The following is a 21,972-nucleotide window of genomic DNA, read 5'->3' on the forward strand; positions in this document are numbered from 1 at the left end:
GAACAGTCGGTGAACATCTACAACTGCGAGCGGCCACATGCCGCCCTCAAATACAAAACGCCCGATGCGGTGCATCGGGCGTTTAGCGGGTGAACACTGTCAACCTATTCCAGGACTTGACAGCATCGCGGGCGGCTCGCCGCCCGCGTGTGCAACGGGCGTCAGGCCGGCTTCTTCTTGACTCCGCCGAGCTTGCGCGTGATGTAGTACTGCTGTGCGATCGACAGCACGTTGTTCACGACGTAGTACAGCACGAGGCCAGCCGGGAAGAAGAAGAACATCACCGAGAACGCGATCGGCATGAACTTCATCATCTTCGCCTGGACGGGGTCCGGCGGGGTCGGGTTCAGGCTCGTCTGCACGTACATCGACACGGCCATCAACACCGGGAGGATGAAGAACGGATCGCGCTGCGACAGGTCGTGAATCCACAGCACCCACGGCGCGCCGCGCATTTCGACCGATGCGAGCAGCACCCAGTACAGCGAGATGAACACCGGGATCTGGATCACGACCGGCAGGCAGCCGCCGAACGGATTGACCTTCTCGGTCTTGTACAACTCCATCAGCGCCGAGTTCATCTTCTGCGGATCGCTCTTGAAGCGTTCGCGCAGCGCCTGCATGCGCGGCGTGATTTCCTTCATGCGCGCCATCGACTTGTAGCTCGCAGCCGACAGCGGGAAGAACACGGCCTTGATCAGCAGCGTGAGCAGCACGATCGACCAGCCCCAGTTGCCGATGTAGCTGTGGATCTTCTCGAGCAGCCAGAACAGCGGCTTCGCGATGATCGTCACCCAGCCGTAGTCCTTCACGAGTTCCAGGCCCGGCGCGATGCCTTCGAGCATGCGCTCTTCTTCCGGACCGGCGAACAGGCGAGCCTGCACGTCGGCCGACTGGCCAGGAGCAATCGCGGCGACCGGCTGCTTCACGCCGACGCGGTACAGCGTCGGATCGATCTTTTCAGCGTAGATGTCGCGCTTCACGCCCTGCTGCGGAATCCAGGCCGACGCGAAGTAGTGCTGCACCATCGCGACCCAGCCGTTGTCGGCGGAGGTCACGTAGTCGGCCTTGTTCTTGTCGAGGTCGCTGAAGTTGATCTTCTGGAAGTGCTTCGCGTCCGTGTAGACCGCCGGCCCGAGGAACGTGTGCGAGAACATCGGCGTTTCGACGGCCGTGTTGTCGCGCACCAGTTCCATGTAGACCGTCGGCGTGACAGGTGCCGTGCCGACGTTGTCGATCTTGGTGTCGACGCCGATCACGTAGCTGCCACGCGTGAACGTGTAGGTCTTCACGACCTTCACGCCGCCCTTCACCGGCGATTCGAACGACAGCTTCAGCGCGTTCTGGTCACCCGTCAGCGACGTCGTACCCGGGTTCAGCTGCGTGTAGACGTCGTTGTGGTTCGGGAAATCGCCGCCGAGCAGGCCCGAGCGCGCGAGATACGTGTGGCCGGCCGTGTGGTCGAACAGCGTGATGTACAGGTCGGGCTGCTTGCCGTCGCCTTGCTTCTTCAGCGTCAGCTTCGCGAGCGTGCCGCCGCGCGTGTCGATTTCGCCGTCATACACGTCGGTCGAGAACTTCACGAGCTGCGCCTGGGCGGCCGGTGCCGTCGTCGACGGAGCGGCGCCGGCTGCGGCGGCAGGCACTTCACCTGCGGTCGTCGTCGTCGCGCCCGTGCCCGATGCACCGCCGGCAGCGGCCGCGGGGGCCGTCTGCGTGGCACTCGGGAAGAACATCGACGGGCGTCCATGGGACCGCTGCCAGTTGTCGTACAGCATGACAGCTGACATGAAGAAGATCACCCATAGGACGGTGCGTTTGATATCCATGCGTTGTCTCAGAGTCGATGGGACCGCGCGTCGGCTTCGCCGCGAGCGCGAGTGTCGGAGTTGGGCGGCGGGACGAGGTCGATGCCGCCCGCGGAAAACGGATGGCATCGGCACACGCGCCTGACGGCGAGATACGTGCCGCGCGCGGCGCCATGATACTGGATTGCCTCGCGCGCGTAATCCGAACAGGAAGGATAAAAACGGCAACGGTTGCCGAGCATAGGGCTCACGGCAACCTTGTAGAAGCGCAGCAAGGCGATCAATACCGTTTCCATACCTTGGGCGACGCCGTTCGGCGCCGCGTCAAAACCGGCCGGGCAGGCGCGAACGCCGCACCGCGGACGGATGCGTCACTCGGACGCGGGCTTCGACGCACGGCGAGCGATCTCCCGGACTGCCCTGTCGAGCAGTTCGCGGATCTCGGCCGCGCACATCGCCGCGAGCGGGGCGGAAGCCGCGCTCGGCAGCGCTTTCTTGTCGAAGCGCGTGTGCTGCCGCAGCAGCAGGTCGTAACCGGCGAATTCGGCCCGGCGCAGGCGAAACTGATCGCGCGCCAACCGCTTCACGAGGTTACGGGTCACCGCACGCGGCGCATACTTCTTGCCGACGACGAGCCCCAAACGCGCGGGCTGACCGGTCGGCTTGCCGTAAATCACGAAGTGCGCGGAGCGCCGCCAAGGACGCAAACGAAAAACGGATGAAAATTCATCCGTTTTCAGAAGTCGCGCAGCTTTCGGGAAGGCGGCTTTCGTCTGCGACGGATTCGCACCCGGCTCGACGGCACCTTCCGCAGGACTGCGGACGGCGGACACAGCGCGCAACCTGCCTTAGATGGCGAGGCGCTTGCGGCCCTTCGCGCGGCGAGCGTTGATGACCTTGCGGCCACCTGCCGTCTTCATACGGACACGGAAGCCATGGGTGCGCTTGCGGCGCGTCACGGACGGTTGGTAAGTACGTTTCATGATGTTCTCACTTGTTCGAGAATGTCGAAATTCAGGGGACCGCGTGCCCTAACCGGAGGCATTCGGGCGAACGCAATCGCCGGGAATACAGGATTGGTTTTCGCGGAACCCGCTATTTAAACCGTTTTTCTGTTGACGGTCAATACTTTAGGAGTCGCTCGCCTGTGCCCACCCCGGGCGATCCGGCCCCGCGCCCCACACAACCGGCCTGTGGATAACTCGCTCTGTGGCCGCGTTTGGCGGTAGAATCTCGCCTTATCTCCAAGAATCCCGCACGCCGCTTCGGCTCGCGCCTGCCCCTCCACGACTGTGACGCAGGCGTCCGAGGCACGCTCGCACGACCGCTTCGGGCCTTGTTGCGCTACCGCGACAAGGGCGCCGGCGAGCCGCGCTGTGCACGCAAAAAACGACAGTTACTTGATGAACGATTTCTGGCAACACTGTTCCGCACTGCTGGAGCGCGAGCTGACGCCCCAGCAGTACGTGACGTGGATCAAACCCCTGGCCCCGGTGGCCTTCGATGCGTCGGCGAACACGCTGTCCATCGCCGCGCCGAACCGTTTCAAGCTGGACTGGGTCAAGAGCCAGTTTTCGGGACGGATCTCCGATCTGGCCCGGGATTTCTGGAACGCGCCGATCGAAGTCCAGTTCGTCCTCGATCCCAAGGCAGGCATGCGCAGCGCCGCAGCCGGTGCAGCACCGGCCGCTCCGCGCGCACCGCTGGCCCCGACCGGCCCCGCCGCGACGGTGGCCGCGATCGCCGCCAACCTTGCCGCGAATGCTTCGGCTGCGCCCGCCGCGCCGGCCGCCGTGCCGATGACGCAGTCGGCAGCCGCCGCGCATCACCTGAACGCCGACGACGCCGACATCGACCTGCCGAGCCTGCCCGCGCACGAAGCGGCCGCCGGCCGTCGCACGTGGCGCCCGGGCCCGGGTGCCGCGCCCGCCGGCGGTGGCGAAGCCGATTCGATGTACGAACGCTCGAAGCTGAACCCCGTGCTCACCTTCGACAACTTCGTGACCGGTAAGGCGAACCAGCTCGCACGCGCCGCCGCGATCCAGGTCGCGGACAACCCGGGCATCTCGTACAACCCGCTGTTCCTGTACGGCGGCGTCGGCCTCGGCAAGACCCACCTGATCCATGCGATCGGCAACCAGCTGCTGCTCGACAAGGCCGGCGCGCGGATCCGCTACATCCACGCCGAGCAATACGTGTCGGACGTGGTGAAGGCGTACCAGCGCAAGGCGTTCGACGACTTCAAGCGCTACTACCACTCGCTCGACCTGCTGCTGATCGACGATATCCAGTTCTTCTCCGGCAAGTCGCGCACGCAAGAGGAATTCTTCTACGCGTTCGAGGCGCTGGTCGCGAACAAGGCGCAGGTGATCATCACCAGCGACACGTATCCGAAGGAAATCTCGGGGATCGACGATCGCCTGATCTCGCGCTTCGACTCGGGCCTCACCGTCGCGATCGAGCCGCCCGAGCTGGAAATGCGCGTCGCGATTTTGATGCGCAAGGCGCAGTCGGAAGGCGTGAACCTGTCGGAAGACGTCGCGTTCTTCGTCGCGAAGCATCTGCGCTCGAACGTGCGCGAACTCGAAGGCGCGCTGCGCAAGATCCTCGCGTATTCGAAGTTCCACGGCCGCGAGATCTCGATCGAGCTGACCAAGGAAGCGCTGAAGGACCTGCTGACCGTGCAGAACCGGCAGATTTCGGTCGAGAACATCCAGAAGACCGTCGCCGACTTCTACAACATCAAGGTCGCCGACATGTATTCGAAGAAGCGTCCCGCGAACATCGCGCGGCCGCGGCAGATCGCGATGTATCTCGCGAAGGAACTCACGCAGAAGAGCCTGCCGGAAATCGGCGAGCTGTTCGGCGGGCGCGACCACACCACCGTGCTGCATGCGGTGCGCAAGATCGCCGACGAACGCAGCAAGGACGCGCAGCTCAATCACGAGCTGCACGTGCTGGAACAGACGCTGAAGGGCTGAGCGCGACGCGCGCTTGATAATTCGGCCTCCGCCCCAATTTAAGGGGGGCGGTTCGGTTTTGAGGCACAATACTGGTTTGACCGCCCCGGTGGTGGCGGGCCAAGAGCCCGGCTGGCGGGGCGCTGCGAGGCTGCTGCGCTGCAGGCCGTTACTCAACGAAGGAACTCTATGCAACTGGTCAAGACCGAACGAGACACCCTCCTCAGGCCGCTGCAAACGGTCAGCGGCATCGTCGAACGCCGCCATACGTTGCCGATCCTCGCCAACCTGCTGATCACCAAGAACGGCTCGGACGTTTCGTTCCTGTCGACCGACCTGGAACTGCAGATCACCACGCGCGCCGATTTCGGCGTCGGCGGCGACCAGGTCGCGACCACCGTCGCGGCGCGCAAGCTGCTCGACATCCTGCGCGCGATGCCTGACGGCCAGGTCACGCTGTCGCTCGCCGACAAGCGCCTCACCGTTCAATCCGGCAAGAGCCGTTTCGCACTCCAGACGCTGGCGGCCGACGAGTTCCCGACCGTCGCGCAGGCGAAGGATTTCGGCGCGACCCTCACCGTCCCGCAGAAGTCGTTCCGCCAGCTGCTCGGCATGGTGCACTTCGCGATGGCGCAGCAGGACATCCGCTACTACCTGAACGGCATGCTGCTCGTCGTCGACGGCGACCAGCTGATGGCCGTGGCCACCGACGGCCACCGCCTCGCGTTCTCGTCGATGAAGCTCGAAGGCGGCACGTTCGGCCGCCAGGAAGTCATCGTGCCGCGCAAGACGATTCTCGAGCTGCAACGCCTGCTCGAAGATATCGACGACACCGTCACCATCGACATCGCGCAAACCCAGGCCAAGTTCACGTTCGGCCAGGTCGAGCTCGTGTCGAAACTCGTCGAGGGCAAGTTCCCCGACTTCCAGCGCGTGATCCCGAAGGCGCACAAGAATTCGTTCGAGATCGGCCGTGAAGAGCTGCAGCGTTCGCTGCAGCGCGCGGCAATCCTGACCTCGGACAAGTTCAAGGGCGTGCGCTGCATCATCGCGCCGGGCCAGCTGAAGATCATGTCGACCAACGCCGATCAGGAAGAGGCGCAGGAAGAACTGGAAATCGCCTACCAGGGCGATACCGTCGACATCGGCTTCAACGTCACGTATCTGCTCGACGTACTCGCGAACCTGAAGGTCGACACCGTGCAGGTGAGCCTCGGCGACGCCAGCTCGAGCGCGCTGATCACGGTGCCCGAGAACGAAGAGTTCAAGTATGTCGTGATGCCGATGCGCATCTGACGCGCGCGACATCAAGACACACACCAGGGGGCGGCAAGCCCCTTTGGCGTTTTTATGGCGAACCGACAACCCGTCCCTTTGGTGCCTCACCGGTGCCTTGGACGGGCCAGGAAAACTGGAGCGGCCCGGCGTTTTCGCAAGGAAACGCACCGCGCCGCCGCTTGAGTGGCCTCGCAGAACCGGAAGATATCCATGAGTGAACAGCACAATCCGCAACCCGATAACAGCAGCTACGGCGCTTCGTCGATCCAGATCCTCGAAGGTCTGGAAGCGGTGCGCAAGCGCCCCGGGATGTACATCGGCGACACGTCGGACGGCACCGGTCTGCATCACCTCGTGTTCGAGGTGCTCGACAACTCGATCGACGAAGCGTTGGCCGGGTACTGCAACGACATCCACGTGACGATTCACGCCGACAACTCGATTTCCGTGACCGACAACGGCCGCGGGATTCCGACCGACGTGAAGATGAACGACAAGCACGAGCCGAAGCGTAGCGCTGCGGAAATCGTGATGACCGAGCTACATGCCGGCGGCAAGTTCGACCAGAACAGCTACAAGGTGTCCGGTGGCCTGCACGGCGTGGGTGTGTCGTGCGTGAACGCGCTGTCGAGCTGGCTGCGCCTCACGGTGCGCCGTGACGGCAAGAAGCGGTTCATGGAGTTCCACCGTGGCGTCGCGCAGGATCGCGTGCTCGAGACGGTCGATGGTGTCGAAGTGTCGCCGATGCTGGTGACGGGTGACACCGAGAACCGCGGCACCGAAGTGCACTTCATGGCCGATCCGACGATTTTCGGCACGGTCGAGTATCACTACGACATCCTCGCGAAGCGGATGCGCGAGCTTTCGTTCCTGAACAACGGTGTGCGGATTCGCCTCACCGATCTGCGTTCGGGCAAGGAAGACGATTTCGCGTTCGCCGGCGGTGTGAAGGGCTTCGTCGAGTACATCAACAAGACGAAGACCAACCTGCACCCGACGATTTTCTTCGCCACCGGCGAGAAGGATGGCGTGGGCGTCGAAGTCGCGATGCAGTGGAACGACAGCTACAACGAAAACGTGCTGTGCTTCACGAACAACATTCCGCAGCGCGACGGCGGCACGCACCTGACCGGCCTGCGGGCCGCGATGACGCGCGTCATCAACAAGTACATCACCGACAACGAAATCGCGAAGAAGGCGAAGGTCGAGACGACCGGCGACGACATGCGCGAAGGGCTGTCGTGCGTGCTTTCCGTGAAGGTGCCGGAGCCGAAGTTCAGCTCGCAGACGAAGGACAAGCTGGTTTCTTCCGAGGTTCGTGCGCCGGTTGAAGAAGTTGTGGCGAAGGCGCTGGAAGAATTCCTTTTGGAAACGCCGATCGACGCGAAGATCATCTGCGGGAAGATCGTTGAGGCTGCTCGCGCACGTGATGCTGCACGGAAGGCTCGCGAAATGACGCGCCGCAAGGGCGTGCTCGACGGCGTCGGCCTGCCCGGCAAGCTCGCGGACTGCCAGGAGAAAGACCCGGCGAAGTGCGAAATCTACATCGTCGAGGGTGACTCGGCAGGTGGGTCGGCGAAGCAAGGGCGTGACCGGAAGTTCCAGGCAATCCTGCCGCTGCGCGGCAAGGTGCTGAACGTCGAGAAGGCGCGCTACGACAAGCTGCTGTCGTCGGAGCAGATCGTTACGCTCGTGACCGCGCTTGGGTGCGGCATCGGCAAAGAGGATTACAACCTCGACAAGCTGCGCTATCACCGCATCATCATCATGACCGACGCGGACGTCGACGGTGCGCACATCCGGACGCTGTTGCTCACGTTCCTCTATCGCCAGATGCCGGACATGATCGAGCGCGGGTACGTGTATATCGCGCAGCCGCCGCTTTACAAGATCAAGGCGGGCAAGGACGAACGGTATCTGAAGGACGATGTGGAGCTCAACGCGCACATGCTGCGGTTGGCGCTGCAAGGGTCGGAGCTGGTGCCTGGTGAGAACGCAGCCGTGATTTCGGGCGATGCGCTTGGGGAGCTAGCGCGATCGTATCTGCTGTCGAAGAGCGTGATCGAGCGGTTGAGCCGGTTGTATGACCCGGCCGCGCTTGAAGCGATCATGGACGGGGTGGTAATCGATCTGTCCAACGAGGCTTCGACGGAGGCTTCGGCGAAGGCTCTGCATGCGGCGTTGCATGACGAGGCCTTGAAGAACGAAGTTCGTGTCGTGCCTTCGTATGACCCGGTTCGCGAACAACGGTCGCTGCATGTCGAGCGTACGCATCACGGCAACGTGCGAGTTTCGGTCATCGACCAGGAATTCCAGCACACGGCGGATTATCAGCAGCTCGTGACCACCGCGAATACGTTCAAGGGGCTCATCGGGGAAGGTGCAGTCATCAAGCGCGGTGAGCGCAGTATGGCTGTGAGCGACTTCAAGAGCGCGATGAAGTGGCTGCTGGCGGATGCGGAGCGGAACGTTTCGAAGCAGCGGTATAAGGGGCTCGGTGAGATGAACCCCGGGCAGCTGTGGGAAACGACGATGGATCCGACGGTGCGGCGACTGCTGCGTGTGCAGATCGAGGATGCGATTGCTGCAGATGGGATCTTTACCACCCTCATGGGGGATGATGTGGAGCCGCGGCGGGCGTTTATCGAGTCGAATGCGTTGCGGGCGGGGAATATTGACGTTTGATGGCCCTTTCGCCCCAGACGGGCCTGTCAGTAATTTCGTGTTCAAGGCATATGATGCTCCCAAGGAGAATGTATGCCTCGCAAACCGAAAACCAAGCCGGCGGAGCTGCCGGCGATTCCCGCCGAGTTGCTGGAGCAATTCGGCAACGGCCCGATGACGGCTGAAGCGATCAATGCCGCGACATTGGCTCTGAAGAAGGCCTTGATCGAGCGGGCGCTGGGTGGCGAGATGAGCCATCATCTCGGCTACCCGCCCGGCGCCGTCAAGCCTGCGGCCGTCACCAACCAGCGCAACGGCACGGGCGCCAAGACGGTCCTGACCGAGGATGGCCCGATTCGTATCGAGGTGCCTCGCGATCGCGACGGCAGCTTTGAACCGTTGCTGATCCCCAAACACGAACGACGCTTCACGGGTTTCGACGACAAGATCGTTGCCATGTATGCCCGGGGCATGACCGTGCGAGAGATTCAGGGCTGCTCACGATTGGAAGGCAGCCATGAACCAATTCGCCATCCTCTACGAGGATCGGTTCGTTCGACCATCCGTGTGAATCTCAACCCGTCTTGAACACGGAAATTCTGACACCCCCCCCCAGACGATCACTCAATAGCGCGACGGCAAGAATCACTCTTCCGTCGCCTGTATCAGGCCATTCAAAGACCAACCTTCCGCGGTTGGTCTTTTTCACTGTGTCGGAGTTAGTCTCTTGGCAGTGCGCCAAGATAGTCCTCTTCTCTCCGCAGCATCCCGCCTTCCAGGCAAGACGCCTCAACATGCTCCGAGCGTCCAATCCTAAGGCCCCCCGCACAACATTTCGTTCTTCTTGGTTCGCAACTTACCGTTCACCGGGCTCTCACATCACCGTTCGCGCAAATAAATGGGCTGATATCCCGAACCATGAGGTACTGTTAGCTGGCTTTCCCTGCCAGCCGTTTTCCATCGCCGGCGTCTCCAAAAAGAACGCACTTGGTCGGGCACACGGCTTTGAAGATGAAACTCAAGGCACGCTGTTTTTCGACGTGGCGCGGATCATCGATGAAAAGCGTCCACGGGCCTTTCTGTTGGAAAACGTGAAGAACCTGGTTTCTCACGACAAAGGCAGGACGTTTGACGTGATACGCCGCACACTTACGGAACAGCTGGGCTATCACATCCACTATCGTGTGATCGACGGCGCCCACTTCACGCCTCAACACCGTGAACGGATTCTCATCGTCGGCTTTCGCGAACAAGTTGCCTTCGACTGGGATGCTATTCCATTACCGCCGAAAGGCAACGTGAAACTGAGTGATATCCTGCATCGCACAGACGGATCCGAGCCGTTCCTTCCTTGGGATGGCGAGAAATACTTCGACCACGCCAATCGCAAAGTACAAGACAAGTACACCCTCACTCCAAAACTGTGGGCATATTTGCAGGCGTATGCGGAAAAGCACCGGGCCAAGGGCAACGGCTTCGGATTTGGGCTCGTCGGCCCACAAAGCGTAACTCGTACCCTGTCAGCGCGTTACTACAAAGACGGCTCGGAAATTCTGGTTTACCAAGGAGAGGACAAAAACCCGCGGCGGCTGACTCCGCGAGAATGTGCACGTCTCATGGGTTTTCCTGATACTTTCCGCATCCCTGTCTCCGACACACGGGCGTACAAGCAATTCGGCAACTCGGTTGTCGTCGACGTGATGGCCCACGCAGCCCGCCTGATGTATCAGTTCCTAGTACAGGATACGCTTGAGCCAGAGCTTCCCCTCCGGAACGCCTTGGCCTGAGGTGCCTTATGCCCGATATCGTCGACAAAGCGACTCGCAGCCGGATGATGTCGACGATCCGTGGCAAGAACACGCGTCCCGAGATTGTTGTCCGAAGGGAAATGCATCGCCGGGGTTTTCGTTATCGCCTGCATGCCAAGGAATTGGCGGGAAAACCCGACATCGTGTTTCCCCGCTTTCGCGCGGTCGTGTTAATTAACGGTTGCTTCTGGCACGGTCATGATTGTTCGTTTTTTAAATTACCGTCAACCAACCCCGACTTCTGGCGCTCAAAGATCGAACGCAACCGGCAAAATGACGAAAAGGTAAAGGTCCAACTCAACGCGGCCGGCTGGCGCATTGCCATCGTGTGGGAATGTGCACTGAGAGGCAAGAGAACGGCTAGCGTAGAAACAATTGCCAATGCGTTGCAGCAATGGCTTGAAAGCAATGACTTGCTTGTCGAAATCAGGGGTTAGTCGGACATCTTCAGCTCGTACAATTCCTCATCCTTCACAAGCGGTCGGGGCAGCCCTCGCAGCTCTCCGACAATACGCTCAGCTATCTCCGATGGCTTTTCGGAAAACCGGCCAGTCATTCCAAATTCAGATGCGTACAGACTTTTGTACTTCAGTTTGCTATCCTGGACACCTGTAATTGTCGTGCCCGCACCGGAAACACCTGAAACACCAGCATACAATCGCCGGATGGTCCCGCCATCCAGAACCTTACTGATCACCGCAGTCCTATTCCGCGCTGCCAGATCCGTCATCATGTACAGCGAGCCAATTTCTTTGGACCATTTTGGCTTTACCATAATTGAGAAAAGGCTCTCGATTCCACACCCCAACAGCTCGCGAAAAATCGATAGCTCGCCATCATTAAGGCCAAATTTCAGCGCCTGAGATCGCCGATCCAAAAATGGGAATTTGTGCTTGACTTCAAACAGCCACAGATCCCCATCTACAATGAAAATCCTGTCGAGATTCCAGACATACTGAAACCAAGGCTGAATACCGCAATTGATCAGGATTCGGGGAAGCAGGACCTTGCTCGCGAGCCTCTCTCCATGATGAGCAAACAGGAATCCCCAGATGGCTTCCCGTTGTCGATTCTCATCCCTGACTGACCGCGCAACTTCGAATGGTGTGTGCCCGATGGCAGCAAACGGTCGCATGAGTTCGTCTAGTGTCTTCACGGATGACACTCGCTTCGCACCATGCATCAGGGCACCGAAGAATCCTCGATTGGCGTCGTACTCAACAAGAACGACATGAAATCTCTTTCCGAGTGCAATCAAATATCTGCCAAGCCCGGCACTCTTTGTCCGAGCCCAAACCACGGCGAGTCTCTTGTTGTGCGGTCGCTCAGTCTGAGCGATTACGGTCTCCACGTCGATCGCGACTACCCCAGGAAGATCCTTCGGCAAATTATCGAGAAATTGATCGAAGAGGCACTCGACAATCATTCCTTCGACAAGTTGATGTTTATCTGCGCAAAGTATTTTTTCGGCTAGCGTCCGATCATCAAGGTTGAGTTCCTCGAGAGTTCCCCACGGCGTGTGCATCGTTATATTTTCCTGCAATCGACCCTGTTCGCCTTTGCCGAAATGGCGTTTCGGATATTTTCCGGAAATGTCAGCAGGTCACGTAACAGTGGTATTCCGTTAATGTTAGTAACACTTTTGGCATTGGCGGAAACATGCACGAGCGTGTCAGCCGGCATGTAGATGGCGACAAACCCGCGATATCGGTAAGAAGCTGTCCTGTCAGCCGACCATTCCGACGGGTCATCGAACAGCCCCCAGCCAATTGTGGGCGTCAGGAGGCTACCCGTTCCACTGGCCAGCAGGCGCTCCTTGGCCTTGTAGCTCTTCACTGAAATTGCCAGATCGTACGGATCGCCCGGAACCAGCAGGTCACCGATCCACTTCCAGTCCCTCCCGAACTTCCGGTAGCCGAAAGCATGCACAGTTTCCTTGATTTCGTCCAATCCAAGGATGCACAAGCGTTCAGTGATCGCCCCTGTCGTGACGACGTCGACCTTGGCGGCCGCATTGATTGCCGCGAGATGGCCGACGATACCGGAGATTGCCGCGTACTTCGCGGATGCAGGCTGTCCGGTGAGTCCCAGAGAGGAATACGCGTTATCAAGAAGGCTGTCTGCTTTGGCTTTGGTCTTCGTGGCCATGTTCTGCTTGTCCGTACTGCAACATGTTCTCTTCATCATGTAACATTCTGAAAAGATACCAGAACAATCCGAAAGGCTGAAGAGTCCCATGAAACTTGGCTTCCTCTCCGAGTATTTCTCGGGCGTTGCAGCGAAGGAACTTAGTGCCGTTGAGGCAAATCCGGTTCGTTCAAATCAACATGAATTGAATGGTGTAGAGAGTCTGAAAACCATATTTGGCCGGGCGACCGAAAAGCAGCGATTCGATGCCAAGTTCATCTACTTGTGTGACTACGAGGACGAGCCAATCATCTCCGAAGGCTTTGTGACTTGGTATGACGCTCGCAAGAACCATCCAACGCGTTCTGAGCATCGGATGTACTTCTCCACGACCGAAGTGTCGGCGCGCGCTGCAGAGGGGGATGTCCTTGTAATTGCACGACAGCAGGACGGGAAGGTGCTTTTCGTGTTCGCCGAGGCCGGATCCACTGTATCAAACCAGATTCATTGGCTCTTCGGCTTCCCAAACAACGCACACGCAGGATTCTCGGTCAAGGCAGAGGACGATTCAGATAAAGTCAAACTTGAATTTGCATCTCGCCTCATCCTTGAGGAAATTGGCATAGAGCAAAGTCAACTTCAAGCTCCCAACTTCCTCGACCTCATGCTCGACAAATTCGGGAAGAAGTTTCCCGCAACACGCGTCTTCTCCCAGTTCGCCCGAGGAACCCTTGATCTTGACCCACGAGAAGATCCGGACGCGGTTCTGCTCGCATGGATGGAGCGCGAGGAGATGCTCTTCCGCACGCTCGAACGACATATCATCGAGGAGCGACTGCAACTCGGCTTCAATGGTGATGTGGACGGCTTCATCGCTTTTTCACTTTCCGTCCAGAATCGACGGAAAAGCCGAGTCGGCAGTGCATTTGAGAACCACATCGAAGAGGTCTTCATTCACCACGAGATTGGTTACGACAGAACGAAGGTCACTGAGAACAAGAGCAAACCAGACTTCATTTTTCCAGACATCATCAAATATCGGGATCCCGATTTCCCGACATCTCGCCTCACGATGCTTGGCGTAAAATCTACATGCAAGGACCGCTGGCGACAGGTGCTCGCCGAGGCAAATCGCATCGATGAGAAGCACCTTTTGACACTTGAGCCCGGCATCTCGACGAACCAGACTGACGAAATGCGAGACAAGGGACTTTCACTCGTCTTACCATCAAGCCTTCACTCATCCTATACACCGCTTCAGCGCAATTGGTTAACGTCAATTGGCTCATTCATCGAAGTCGTTAAAGAACGACAGTAGGCATTTCCGTCATGCATGTGCAGGTGCATTATAAGGTGTCGCATACACCGCCTATGAGTGGCTGTGTCCGTGTCCGCTCGATACACAACAGATCCGGCTACAATGCCGACTGCGAACACCACAGCAAACAGTCGCAATTTTTATCACAAGCTCGTGAGCGACACGCCTCCGCACTCTCACGCCCAATGCCACGGTCATCTTCAACGAGGGCGCAGGGCGCACGTGCGCTGCTCACGCATATATATCCAAAGATCACGGCGTAGCCAACTGAGTTGTCCGTACGAGTCGCCAAGGTCGCTCTCCCCAACCACTCCACTTTAACTGTCACATCGAGTTCACGCCGCACAAGCTCGACCTCATCGGGTTTGTCAGGATCTCGTACTCAAGTGAATTCTCTTGCTAAGATTGAAGCATCTTAGCTTCACGATGCCTCTCGATTCTTAGGACCGTCGATGCAACCGACGAACACGGCCACGTGAAAATTCAAACGAAGGCATGCGTCGCAATGTTCCAGGAAGGTCAACATTCTGTTTTTGTCAGAATTGTCGCCACCGCACGTCTATTGATAACATTACGGGGTTAGAAATTGCAAGATATTGACGTCATAGACCACCTATCGATTCCACCCGACTCCGGGAAAATCACCGATGCACTTGCAAGAATAGGGTACAAGCTCGAAGAAGCTGTCGCCGACATTGCTGATAATTCTCTTGACGCATCTGCCTCCAATATTCTTATACGAATCGTTCATGATGGAAGCGATATCCGCAGGATAGTGATCGCAGATGACGGATACGGAATGAGCCGAGACGCCCTAATTGCTGCAATGAAATTCGGCTCGTCGAGAAACCGCTCGGAAACCGAACTTGGCAAGTTTGGCATGGGACTGAAAACTGCAGCATTCAGTCAAGGGCGCAGTGTGAGCGTGATATCACGGCAAAGCAAAGTTACCAACGCGTGTCGTTGGACTGCAGCGTCAATTTCACAAGGGTGGCAATGCGATATCCTTGACCCCGAACAGGCCGCGCTCCGGTTCGACGCGGTGGAAGGACCATTCACTATAGGGGACAGCGGAACACTTATCATCATAGATGAACTTGACCATCTTCGGGTTTCTAACAAAGGTCTTGAAGCGACTCTACAAAAAATTCAGAAAGCGCTTTCCGTCCATTTGGGACTCACATTTCATCGATTTCTTGCTAACGGATCTCAAATATTTACTGATGCCGTACTCGATAAAAATGGCCATGGTGGATTTTCTGTTCCGATTCAACCACTAAATCCATTCAGTTACCAAATATCTGCCGACCGCGAATATCCACTGGAATTCAGCATTGATCTTTCTGATCTCCCACCTCTGAAATGTAAGGCTCATATCTGGCCAGCAAACCAAACGTCTCCAGGCTACATGCTCGGCGGCGGAAATGTGGCTAAGCGCCAAGGATTTTACTTTTATCGTAATAATCGGCTGATCCAAGCGGGGGGCTGGAACGGATGGCGGTTGGCCGATACCGAACCACACATGTCCCTTGCCCGCGTACAGATCGAGCTGCAACCGGAATTCGACACCTATTTCCGACTGAACGTGCAGAAGTCCTCGGTGGACGTGCCCGAAGGATTCAGAGCAGCGCTCGACAACCATCAAAACCCAATGGGTAGATTCGTCCGACGGGCCGATGAAATCTATCGAAAAAAAACCATCGTCGAGCAGAACTTTATCCCTGTCCCGGGGAGAGGTTTTGATCGTGAAATCAGAAAACGAGCGGCTTCTTACTTGGCTGGACGCAAATTGCCGACGCAAGAAATCGATATTGTATGGAAGCGTCTGCAAGAGGATCGTTTTTTCGAAATTGACCGAACGACAGGGTGTGTTTATCTAAATTCGATTTACAGACAAGACATACTTAAAGGTTTGCCGGCAAGCCTAAATGATGCCCCAATGATCAAGACGCTTCTGTTCCTGCTACTAAGGGACTCTCTGATGCGTGAGCGCGAAAGTCGGCAGTTCACGGAAAGGCTGGAACAATTCAACGAGCTGCTTATGCTTGCACTCGCCGAAGAACGGGAGCGAAAATGACAAAGTATTCCGCAACCACCATTTATTCAAGGCACGTGACTTGGAGTGATCTGAGTCGACGCATATCGGACGAAGTACCATTCATCCACAGAATTCCATCAACGACGCCGGCCGCCCCCTCAATCGACATCATTATTGCGGAAAATGGGTCGGAGCTTAGGATGTGGCTTCCTTGTAGCCCCATCACCAGCCTTTCGATTTCACCGTTAAATGACGTTAATATTTCCGTCGCGAAGAAGGTCGGCGAGCACGGAATTGAAATTAGCACACGATCACGGTTTTTATATCAAGAAATTTACAATTTCTTTGTCTCCATAATCGACAAAGTGCACGTGGACGGAGTGGCGCCAGAAATTGCCGTAGAAGAAACCGTCGAGCGATGGCGCGCGCTCCTGAGTTCGCAGTTGATTATGAGTACGCAAGTACAACTCGGACTTTTGGGTGAGCTTTGGCTTCTAAAACGACTTGCCAGCAAGTTTGGTGAGTCTGCAGTCGATGCATGGACTGGCCCTCTTCGCGAACCACATGACTTTAGAATAGGCAACGCGGAGTTCGAAGTGAAAACCACTCGCGGCGGCACTCATACGCATCTCATAAACGGCCTGAATCAGCTCGAGCCGTCTGGTGATCGTGCTTTATATCTACTCTCGATCAGAGTAGAGCTTGCCGGTGCAGGAGCGGGCACGACATTGGTCGATGAAATTCGTTCACTGAAAGAACGCTTGCCGATTTCAGTACAGGCACGTTTCGGCCACATACTGCGCGAAGTATACGGTTACGATACCGTTCACGATTCGATGTATCAAACGCGACTTCAGATGGCAGATGCCCCCAGGCTGATTCCAATACTCAAAGACTGCCCTCGGCTCACTCGTTCGATGCTTTCAGAGATCCCGTTGCTGGATCGTATTGCCGACGTCCAATATCGGGCGAACTTCGAGGGATTGGGCTTCCTTGAAGGCAGCGCCGAATTTGACTCCCTCCTGTCGCCTAACTTCATTGGAACAGAACCGAAATGAATCTGTCAGCCGTTGTACAAGACGCCTTCGGTGGCATGGTGTCAGGACCGAAGATTTTGAAGCGTGCATTGCAATACCACTCTGACGACACGTCAGGCATTGTCGATCATTTCATCGGCCATCTTGAGCATGCGCCGGCCTCTGATCCAGTAGCACAAACTGTTAGCCGACATCTGAGTACATGGGATTACGAGGGCACAGCCACGTGGATCGATGGAACGGAAAAGAATACTGTCGAGCGGCGCGCGAAAATCTATGTTCTTCTGGGACTGTCAGCGCCTGTCGTGAAGCTCATGAATGAGCGCTTCCCACCTCATTTGACAATCGATACGCCCATTGTCATTGCTCGCGAGCATGAACCATGGTATGACGAGCAGCGGCGGCGACAATCGTTTTATCTTGATGCGTACACAACCTATCTCAGGAATCGCAATAAGTGGTCCGAGCACCAGATACTCGCACTGAAGGAGAGCACTCGCCTAGTGATGGAGCGACTCTCAGATCCAGAACGGGATGATATCTACCCAGTGCGTGGCCTTGTAGTCGGATACGTTCAAAGCGGAAAAACCGCAAACTTCACCGGCGTGATCGCAAGGGCGGCCGATGCAGGTTATCGCCTGATAATAGTGCTGGCCGGCACGTTAAATATCTTGCGTTCACAGACGCAACGGCGTATTGATCGGGAATTGATCGGAAAACCATTCATTACTGCCGAAAACGAACCTGCGTATGTGAGCGATCTCGATAATTTTGTAGATCACGGCATAGAACAGCCCTTCCGTTGGCATCGACTCACCAATATTGAAGGCGATTACAAGAGACTGAAAATGGGAATACAGTCTCTCGAGTTTAGAAAATATGATAAGACGAAGCCATTTAATCATCCAGATAACTTGCATCCTGAGGACGCTCGTCTGCTGGTAGTAAAAAAAAGACCCGACGTACTGAAAAAATTTGCTGCTGATCTGGGAGAGATCCGTGTGCGTTCGCGTCTTGCGGACATCCCAACATTGGTCATTGATGATGAATCTGATCAGGCTTCGGTGAACACAAAAAAGCCGACATTAGATGAAATCATCGAGCGCACGGCGACGAACTCTGCGATCGTCTCTTTGCTTCAACAGCTTCCTCGCGCGCAGTATGTCGGTTATACAGCTACACCATTCGCTAACGTATTTGTTGACCCCAATCTTGAAGAGGATCTTTTCCCACGTGATTTCATTATCAGCCTTCCTCGCCCGGACAATTATATGGGAGTGGCTGATTTCCACGATCTTGACTGGAATGATGACGACGAGCCCGGTCCGAACGAGCGTGACTTTGTGCGAAATGTCCGCGGTGAGGATGAGAATCCAATAAATTTGCAGAGAGCAATTGATTCGTATATTTTGTCAGGGGCGGTCAAACTTTGGCGCCAAGCCAAATATCCTGATCTCGCACGCAGCTTTCGACACCATACAATGCTGGTCCATAGTTCGCAAACGCAAAATGATCATGCAGTCATGGCGAACATCGTGGAGCAGACGCTTCGAGATGGCGGCTACATTAGTGGCAAAGCATGGCCGAGACTCGAAAAACTCTGGAATGAGGACTTCGCGCTAGTCTCAAAGACGCGCGCAAGTGACTTGCCAGTACCCAGATCGTTCAAGGAACTTACGTCTTATCTCGGTGATTGCTGGAGCCGACTCGAACAAGGGCCCAAAAGGGTCCTCGTAGTAAATGGCGATGCCAAGGATAATCCGGACTTCGAATCCGACAACATTTGGAAAATCGTTGTCGGTGGAGCCAAACTGTCGCGAGGCTATACAATCGAAGGACTCACGATAAGTTACTACCGTCGCCGCGCCGGGGCGGCCGATACACTAATGCAGATGGGACGATGGTTTGGGTATCGTCCCGGATATCGTGATCTTGTACGCCTTTTCATTGGACGGGAAGAGAAATCCAAGAGAGAAACAATTGATCTGTATAAAGCCTTTGAGGCGGTATGCCGAGATGAACTTGAGTTCCGCAATGACCTGAGGAAATACTCTAACCCTCCGAACGGAAGACCACTACGCCCAATTGAGGTCCCGCCGCTCGTTCCGGCGCATCTACTTCAGCCCACCGCCAAGAACAAGATGTATAACGCATTCATTCAGTTCCAAAATTTTGGTGGTGCGTGGAAGGAATCAACCATCCTGTCAAAGGCGGACAAGGATATTGCATTCAATATTGCACTCCTTGAGAAGGTGCTGCCGAAAACTATTTCTAAGGGCGATTTAGCAATTTTGGTGCCATCAGAAGATGGGAAGAAGCCTATCATGGTACAGCATTCAGCCCAATGGACAAACCTAAAGCCCCCCCAAGTTCTGAAGTTCCTTGAGGACTACAAGTGGCATCCAGACAATCGTGGTGCACTACAGCGGGAGATCGAGTTTCTCCAGTCGGATCAGGATATAGGCATTGATTCGTGGTTGTTTCTTTCAATCGACGGCCCAAAACAGTCAACCCGATATTCGCTTGATGGAAGCAGTCATGAATTTCGGCCATTCAATCGTTCAAGGGTAGATTCCGGTCGATTTAAGGTCTTCTCCGAGCCCGACCACCATAGTCTTGCCGAGTATCTTTGCTGCCTCAATAATGCTCAGCCTGCTAACGACTTAACTGCCAGCCTGCGCAAAGCGCGCCAAGGGATATTCGTGTTCTATCCAGTGCGAGAACGCGGTCACGAGAAGGGACCCGTCTCTCCAGGTTTTGCACTTCAATTCCCTAAAAATAACATACAGGTACCAATTCGTTTTGGGGTGCACGTGGAAGATCAACCGGATGCAGTCGTGGTTAATGAGGATGCCGATTAAGGAGCATCGACCTTTATTGACCACATGAATTTATATAAACTTCGGGTTGCGGCGACTCAAATTATTTCGCAGCTGCTGCGCCCGACACCCATCCTTGCCCGGCTTGTCCACGAGCACGAACACGCAGGCGGGCATCAAATGCCCGAGGACGTTGTATTGTGACCCCGCACGATCATTCGTCGGCGTTCGGTAAAGATAGCCACTCATCGCGCCCACCTTTGCAGCGCTTGGAAGCCAATCGCAATGTCGAGCTGCTGAGGGTTGTCAGTAAGAACGCGAGGACAGCGCCCTTGGCTATCGGTCAATCCCCTGTACGTGACGCCAGATTCAGTACGAATGTGATAAGGCACACCGGATAGCGGCTTGCCGTCACAGTCGACGACTCACACCGCCGAGCAGATGCTGGTAATCGACGGTCTGAAGGAGTTCAGCCGAAAAAAATGATCACCCCGACGGGCCGGCGCGAGGCGCTGGAAGTCCTGACTCGGCGGGGACTCTCGCAACGCAAGGCATGTCGCTACCTGGGGCTGAGCCGCCGAGTGGCGACCTATACGCTCAAACAACCGGAGAAGGATCGGAGTCTGGGCGAGAGGCTGATTGCAGCCGCGCAAGAGGTGCCGCGCTTCGGCTATCGCCGGATATCGGCCTGGCTGGCGTTGAGCGAGTCGCGCGTGCGACGAATGTGGCGAGCCTTGCAGCTCAACATTCCGCGGCGACGTCCTCGCCGACGTAGTCGCGGCAACGACATACGCCTGCCAGGCGCCACGCAGCCCAATTCGGTCTAGAGCTATGACTTCGCGCACGACCCACTGGTAGATGGCCGGGCGTTGAAGACGCTATGCGTGATCGATGAATACACCCGCGAGTGCCCGTCGATCGAGGTGGGTGCCGGCTGCGTTCACAGGATGTGATCCTGACGCTGTCGCGACTCATGCGGCTGTACGGCAAGCCCGCGTTTGTTCGGTCGGACAACGGCGCCGAATTCACGGCTGCCAAGGTTCGCCGCAGGTCACTATGCCGCTTGACTACTGCCCGAATTTTCCGTATTTCGAGATGCCCAGTTCGGTAGACTCAAATGGCGTCACCGCAAAAAGCGCGGGCCGCATGGGCTGCCACCCATACGACCCGCTGACCACAACCGACTCGTAACAGGAGTCGGAAGATGGCTAACGCCTATAGTAAGTCACGTCCCAAGAAGCTCAAACAGTATCCCGAGGTTGAGCTGACCCTCGGCAACAAGCCGGACCTTCCCCAGGAAGGCCAACCGTACATGCCATGGATACGCTCCATCGACGCGCATTTCGAGATGTTCGGATTCAAGCCGGGTGATCGCGTCTATCTTCGGTTCAACTTTGATTCCCGAAGGGTCATCATCACGCCCGACTACAGTGCGCTGAACTGGCGAGAGCAGCCCTATGGTGCAGCTGCCCAAGAAGAGGAAGAGGAAGAGGAGCTGGAACGCGCAGCGCTGGCCCCTTTGCGCCGCTCTGTTGTCTGGTGATGGCTCGGCGTGAAGCACTTCGGCACACGCCTTGATGCAAATGGTCCGCGGCGGCGCTGCAAGTAACTTCAACAACCGTCACAACAGACGAAAAGTTGCGTCCCGTCCTCTCCGCATCCGACCGCATTACAGGCCTCAGTGCATGCAGCACGACAAGCATCCATGCCGAGTACTCCACGCACATTTCTGCCGCACCAATGCAAAAACCCCCGCCTTTCGGGCGGGGGTTTCTGGCTTAGGGAGCCTGACGATTACCTACTTTCACACGGGAATCCGCACTATCATCGGCGTAGAGTCGTTTCACGGTCCTGTTCGGGATGGGAAGGGGTGGGACCGACTCGCTATGGTCATCAGGCAAAAGGGGTTGTTGTGCTGGCTTCGCAGCACAACCAATCTTGGAAGAAGCAGTAATTTTGAGTTGTGTGTATCACACACGAGAATCCAACCGTCCGACGCGCTCTGTAGCGCGAAACAGACTTGTTATAGGATCAAGCCTTACGGGCAATTAGTATCAGTTAGCTGAACGCATTACTGCGCTTACACACCTGACCTATCAACGTCCTGGTCTCGAA

The 21,972-nt window shown here is 56.7% G+C and carries 16 protein-coding genes, 2 rRNA genes and 2 pseudogenes; 12 read left to right on the top strand and 8 right to left on the bottom strand.

The genetic code is table 11. The features are described 5' to 3' along the window. Positions 1 to 161 precede the first annotated feature (161 nt). From yidC to rpmH, 4 genes are all read right to left on the bottom strand, one after another. Positions 162 to 1,829 carry a membrane protein insertase YidC gene (yidC, locus tag LGN19_RS38690; RefSeq protein ID WP_122946567.1) on the bottom strand — a complete coding sequence of 556 codons (1,668 nt, stop codon included), beginning with the start codon at positions 1,827 to 1,829 and terminating at the stop codon, positions 162 to 164. 8 nt (positions 1,830 to 1,837) lie between these two features. Continuing rightward, entirely contained in the window at positions 1,838 to 2,104 is a 267-nt protein-coding gene (gene yidD / locus LGN19_RS38695) for a membrane protein insertion efficiency factor YidD (protein WP_006750110.1), read from the bottom strand. Between the two features lie 75 nt (positions 2,105 to 2,179). Beyond that, on the bottom strand, positions 2,180 to 2,641 hold the full coding sequence (gene rnpA, locus LGN19_RS38700) for a ribonuclease P protein component (protein WP_039364627.1): 462 nt from the start codon (positions 2,639 to 2,641) through the stop codon (positions 2,180 to 2,182). A gap of 15 nt (positions 2,642 to 2,656) precedes the next feature. Further along, positions 2,657 to 2,791: a 50S ribosomal protein L34 gene (gene rpmH, locus LGN19_RS38705; protein ID WP_004198824.1), complete on the bottom strand. Its 135-nt coding sequence runs from the start codon at positions 2,789 to 2,791 to the stop codon at positions 2,657 to 2,659. 420 nt (positions 2,792 to 3,211) lie between these two features. On the opposite strand from rpmH, the gene dnaA reads away from it, so the two are divergent. The 6 genes and pseudogenes from dnaA to LGN19_RS38735 all read left to right on the top strand — a co-directional run bounded on the left by dnaA (position 3,212) and on the right by LGN19_RS38735 (position 10,955). Further along, on the top strand, positions 3,212 to 4,789 hold the full coding sequence (dnaA, locus tag LGN19_RS38710; protein ID WP_226220141.1) for a chromosomal replication initiator protein DnaA: 1,578 nt from the start codon (positions 3,212 to 3,214) through the stop codon (positions 4,787 to 4,789). A 168-nt stretch (positions 4,790 to 4,957) separates the two neighbouring features. Then, a complete protein-coding gene (dnaN, locus tag LGN19_RS38715; protein WP_122943982.1) occupies positions 4,958 to 6,064 on the top strand; it encodes a DNA polymerase III subunit beta in 1,107 nt (368 codons plus the stop codon). Positions 6,065 to 6,256: 192 nt separating this feature from the next. Beyond that, a complete protein-coding gene (gene gyrB, locus LGN19_RS38720) occupies positions 6,257 to 8,731 on the top strand; it encodes a DNA topoisomerase (ATP-hydrolyzing) subunit B (RefSeq protein WP_226220142.1) in 2,475 nt (824 codons plus the stop codon). A 72-nt stretch (positions 8,732 to 8,803) separates the two neighbouring features. Beyond that, positions 8,804 to 9,205, top strand: a pseudogene (locus LGN19_RS38725) (transposase); the annotation flags it as partial. 299 nt (positions 9,206 to 9,504) lie between these two features. Beyond that, the gene (gene dcm / locus LGN19_RS38730) at positions 9,505 to 10,497 is read left to right on the top strand and encodes a DNA (cytosine-5-)-methyltransferase (RefSeq protein WP_226220143.1); all 993 of its coding nucleotides are present in this window, start codon (positions 9,505 to 9,507) and stop codon (positions 10,495 to 10,497) included. Positions 10,498 to 10,505: 8 nt separating this feature from the next. Continuing rightward, positions 10,506 to 10,955, top strand: a complete 450-nt coding sequence (locus LGN19_RS38735) for a very short patch repair endonuclease (RefSeq protein WP_226220144.1) — start codon at positions 10,506 to 10,508, stop codon at positions 10,953 to 10,955. On the opposite strand, the gene LGN19_RS38740 is transcribed toward LGN19_RS38735, so the two are convergent. Continuing rightward, positions 10,952 to 12,043: a hypothetical protein gene (locus tag LGN19_RS38740; RefSeq protein WP_226220145.1), complete on the bottom strand. Its 1,092-nt coding sequence runs from the start codon at positions 12,041 to 12,043 to the stop codon at positions 10,952 to 10,954. The two genes, LGN19_RS38735 and LGN19_RS38740, sit on opposite strands and share 4 nt — an antisense overlap. A gap of 2 nt (positions 12,044 to 12,045) precedes the next feature. Further along, positions 12,046 to 12,666, bottom strand: coding sequence for a hypothetical protein (locus LGN19_RS38745; RefSeq protein WP_226220146.1), 621 nt, complete (start codon positions 12,664 to 12,666; stop codon positions 12,046 to 12,048). 88 nt (positions 12,667 to 12,754) lie between these two features. Here LGN19_RS38745 and LGN19_RS38750 point away from each other — a divergent pair, with 88 nt between their 5' ends. From LGN19_RS38750 to LGN19_RS38775, 6 genes and pseudogenes are all read left to right on the top strand, one after another. After that, positions 12,755 to 13,963: a type II restriction endonuclease gene (locus LGN19_RS38750; protein WP_174933668.1), complete on the top strand. Its 1,209-nt coding sequence runs from the start codon at positions 12,755 to 12,757 to the stop codon at positions 13,961 to 13,963. A 586-nt stretch (positions 13,964 to 14,549) separates the two neighbouring features. After that, positions 14,550 to 16,040 carry an ATP-binding protein gene (locus LGN19_RS38755; protein ID WP_226220147.1) on the top strand — a complete coding sequence of 497 codons (1,491 nt, stop codon included), beginning with the start codon at positions 14,550 to 14,552 and terminating at the stop codon, positions 16,038 to 16,040. Continuing rightward, entirely contained in the window at positions 16,037 to 17,059 is a 1,023-nt protein-coding gene (locus LGN19_RS38760; RefSeq protein WP_226220148.1) for a PD-(D/E)XK motif protein, read from the top strand. Before LGN19_RS38755 ends, LGN19_RS38760 begins: the two co-directional genes overlap by 4 nt. Then, positions 17,056 to 19,899 (top strand): Z1 domain-containing protein, encoded by a 2,844-nt coding sequence (locus tag LGN19_RS38765; protein ID WP_226220149.1) that lies wholly within the window; start codon positions 17,056 to 17,058, stop codon positions 19,897 to 19,899. The genes LGN19_RS38760 and LGN19_RS38765 overlap by 4 nt, the downstream gene beginning before the upstream one ends. Before the next feature lie 390 nt (positions 19,900 to 20,289). After that, positions 20,290 to 20,905, top strand: a pseudogene (locus tag LGN19_RS38770) (DDE-type integrase/transposase/recombinase); the annotation flags it as partial. Between the two features lie 156 nt (positions 20,906 to 21,061). Next, a complete protein-coding gene (locus tag LGN19_RS38775; protein WP_226220150.1) occupies positions 21,062 to 21,400 on the top strand; it encodes a hypothetical protein in 339 nt (112 codons plus the stop codon). Between the two features lie 242 nt (positions 21,401 to 21,642). Here LGN19_RS38775 and rrf read toward each other — a convergent pair. Beyond that, positions 21,643 to 21,755, bottom strand: a 5S ribosomal RNA gene (gene rrf, locus LGN19_RS38780). 129 nt (positions 21,756 to 21,884) lie between these two features. Continuing rightward, positions 21,885 to 21,972: ribosomal RNA gene (locus tag LGN19_RS38785) — 23S ribosomal RNA — on the bottom strand; the annotation flags it as partial.

Origin of the sequence: Burkholderia sp. AU30198, assembly GCF_020419825.1 — a bacterium.
GTDB lineage: Bacteria > Pseudomonadota > Gammaproteobacteria > Burkholderiales > Burkholderiaceae > Burkholderia.